Origin of the sequence: Myxococcus vastator (genome assembly GCF_010894475.1) — a bacterium.
Taxonomy (GTDB): domain Bacteria; phylum Myxococcota; class Myxococcia; order Myxococcales; family Myxococcaceae; genus Myxococcus; species Myxococcus vastator.
Genome location: NZ_JAAIYB010000676.1, coordinates 1 through 3151, shown reverse-complemented (window position 1 = coordinate 3151; position 3151 = coordinate 1). Strand labels below are relative to the sequence as shown.

General features: G+C 72.0%; 2 protein-coding genes. Both read right to left on the bottom strand.

The window, feature by feature from the left end:
• The coding region (locus G4D87_RS35920; RefSeq protein WP_163787293.1) for an OPT/YSL family transporter at positions 1-859 on the bottom strand (859 nt) is incomplete at its 3' end.
• Positions 856-3151: serine histidine kinase EspA (locus G4D87_RS35915; protein ID WP_240358876.1), on the bottom strand; the 2296-nt coding region annotated here is incomplete at its 5' end. The genes G4D87_RS35920 and G4D87_RS35915, both read right to left, overlap by 4 nt.

Below are 3151 nucleotides of genomic sequence, written 5' to 3'. Positions count from 1 at the left end.
GCCAGGCGGAGAGCGTCTCGTAGCGCGTGTCCGCCAGCACGCCCGCGCCCGCGAGCCCCGGCGCCAGCACGCCCCACGCCACCGCCGCGCCCGCCAGCATGCTCAGGCCCAGGCGCGGCCCCGTCATCATCCCAATGGCCAGCAGCATGGGGCTCCACCCCACGCCCCACGTCAGCGACGCGGCAGGGAGGCCCGCCAGCGTGCCGGGCAGCGCCGTCATCCCAGGCAGCCACTTGAGCGCATCCCTCGCGGCGGTGACCGCCACCGCCGCCGCGCCCGCGCCCGCCAGCAGCCGTCCACGGCCCGCGCGGACCGTGTCACCCGTGGACGCGTGCATCGCGGTAATCAGCTCCGCGGTGGCGATGCCGGTGGGAAACGGCAGGGCCTCCTGGGCCACCAGCCGCCTGCGCAACAAGTGCGCGGCGAGCACGCCCAGCACGCCCAGCGCCACGCTCCACACCGCCACGCCCCAGCCCGGGACGGACGTGCCCAGCAACGTCAGCGCGGGCAGCGCGCCCAGGAGGCCCGCCGCCGCCGGCATGGCGCCCACGGACGCCGCCGCCGTCTGCGTGAGGTTGTTCTCCAGCGGCGTATAGGGCACGCCCCGCCTGCGGGACACCGAGGCCAGCGCGCTGAAACCCAGCACCGCGGCGGTGACGGAGCCGCTCTCCCACCAGCCCGTCTTCAGCCCCATGTACACATTGGTGACGGCCAGCAGCCCGCCGATGAGCAGGCCCATGCCCAGCGCACGCGCCGTCAACTCCAGCGCCGCGGGGCGCTCCGTCACCAGGGACAGGGAGGGCGCGGGCGCGGCCTCCGAAGGGTCCGCTCCAGAGAGGCCACTCCCGGGGTGGCTCATCGCCCCGCCTCGGCGGAGCGGCCCACGAGTTCGCGCAACTGCATCAGGTCCAACGGCTTGGCAATCTTGGCGTTGGGCACGTCACGCAGGAAGGACACCGTGCGCGGCGTGAAGGCGCCACCCGTCATGAACACCATGCGTCCAGCCTGCTCCGGGGCGCAGCGGCCCAGCTCGTGGTACAGGTCCATGCCCGTCATCCCGGGCATCATCACATCACAGAGGATGAGGTCGAAGCGGCCGCCGTCGCTCACCAGCCGCAGCGCGGCCTGGGCGCTGTTCGCGGTGGCCACCTCGTGGTCCGCGGCCAGCGAGCGCTGGAGCGACAGCGTCACGTTGGGCTCGTCATCCACCACCAGGATGCGCGCGCGCGCGTTGGCCTGCATGGCGGCGGACAGGCGCGGCAGCACCTCCAGCTCGCGCGTGGCGGCGCACAGCACCACGCGGAACGTGCTGCCCCGGCCCTGCTCGCTCTCCGCCTGGATGGAGCCGCCCATGGATTCGATGATGCCGTGGCAGATGGACAGCCCCAGCCCCGTGCCCACGCCCACCGGCTTGGTGGTGAAGAACGGGTCGAAGATGCGGCCCAGCACCTCCTGGCCCATGCCCATGCCCGTGTCGCGGACCTCCACCACCACCCGGTCCTTCTCTCCGGCGCGGATGACCACGCGAATCTCGTGCTCCACGCCCGGCGTGCCCTCCTCCGGAATCGCCTGCGCCGCGTTGAGCAGCAGGTTGAGGAACACCTGGCACAGCCGGGACTCGCTGGCCTCCACCGGCGCCACCGGCTCGAACTCCGTCACCAGGCGCGCCCGGTGACGGATGACGTTGTCCGCCATCTTGCACGCCAGCTCCACCGCTCGGCGCACGTCCACCGGCATCAGCCGCGCCTCCTGCTCACCCCGCGAGAAGACCTTCAGGTCGCGGACGATGGTGGCGATGCGCTCGGCGCCCTCCGCCGTCTCACGCACCAGCTGCTGCAACGACGCCACGGGCGCCGCGGGCGCCTGGCTCTCCAGCCGCTCCAGCCCTTCGCGGATGAGGTGCAGGTTGACGAGCATGTAGGCCAGCGGGTTGTTGATTTCGTGCGCCACGCCCGCGCCCAGCGTGCCCACCGACGCCAGCCGGTCCGCCACCACCAGGTGCGCCTGGAGCTGCTTGCGCTCCGTGGTGTCGCGGTGGACCATGATGTTGGCGATGGCGCGCCCCTCGCTGTCGCGCAGCGGCACGACGACGGACTCGCACCAGCAGGTGGTGCCGTCGTGGCGCTTGAACTCCATCTCTCCGGACCAGCGCCCCTGCGTGTCCAACGCGGTGAGAATCAGGCCGGTGAGCCGGTCGGGCTCGTCCGGGTGCAGCACGCTGAAGAGCGTCTGGCCCAGCGCATCCGACTTCTGCCGCCCGAACATGCGCTCGGCGCTGGAGTTCCAGTCGATGATGCCGCCGCCCAGGTCGGTAATCACCACGCCGTCGTAGATGCTCTCGAAGATGAGCGATTGGCGGTGCAGCTCCTGCTCGGCCAGCTTGCGCGCGGTGATGTCCATCACCGTGCCCGTCACCCGCGCCGGTGCGCCCGAGGCGTCACACAGCACGTCACCCTTGCAGGAAATCCACCGCCAGCCGCTCCCCTGCGGCTCGATGCGGTACTCCACGTCCACCTGCGTCTTCTTCTCCAGCGCCGCGCCCAGCACCTCGCTCACGCGCGGCAGGTCCGCCGGGTGCACCACCTCCGACAGCTCCATGGCGCGGCCGGACAGCTTCCCCACGGGGAGCCCCAGCAGCCGGTCCACCTGCTCGCTCCACGTCACCCGGCCGCTCTGCGCGTTCCAGTCCCAGATGCCCACGCGCGCGGCGGTCAGCGCCTGGCGGAGCTGCTCCTCGCGATGCTCCAGGACCTCGCGCTTGGAGAAGCGGAACACGGTGACGGTGCCGATCTGCAGCCGGTCCCCCTCCATCAGCTCGGCGGTGCTGACGGGCACGCCGTTGAGCAGCGTGCCGTTGGTGGAGTCCAGGTCGGTGACGTGGCAGGCACCGTCGCCCGCGCGAACGATGCGCGCGTGCTTGCGCGACACCCCATGGTCGTCGATGCGCACGGTGACATCCGAACCACGGCCGATGATGTGCTCGCCCGGGTCCAGGCGGTAGGCCTTGCCGATGGCCGCCGGCGTGGTGGTGCTGATGAGGATGAGACAAGCTCCCGTGGAGGACGGTGGCGCCAGGGCAAGCCCCGCGCACGTCGTGAGTTCGTCCAGCGTCGTCATGTCGCAGCCCCCCGGCGCCCGCCCGAAGCCCCGC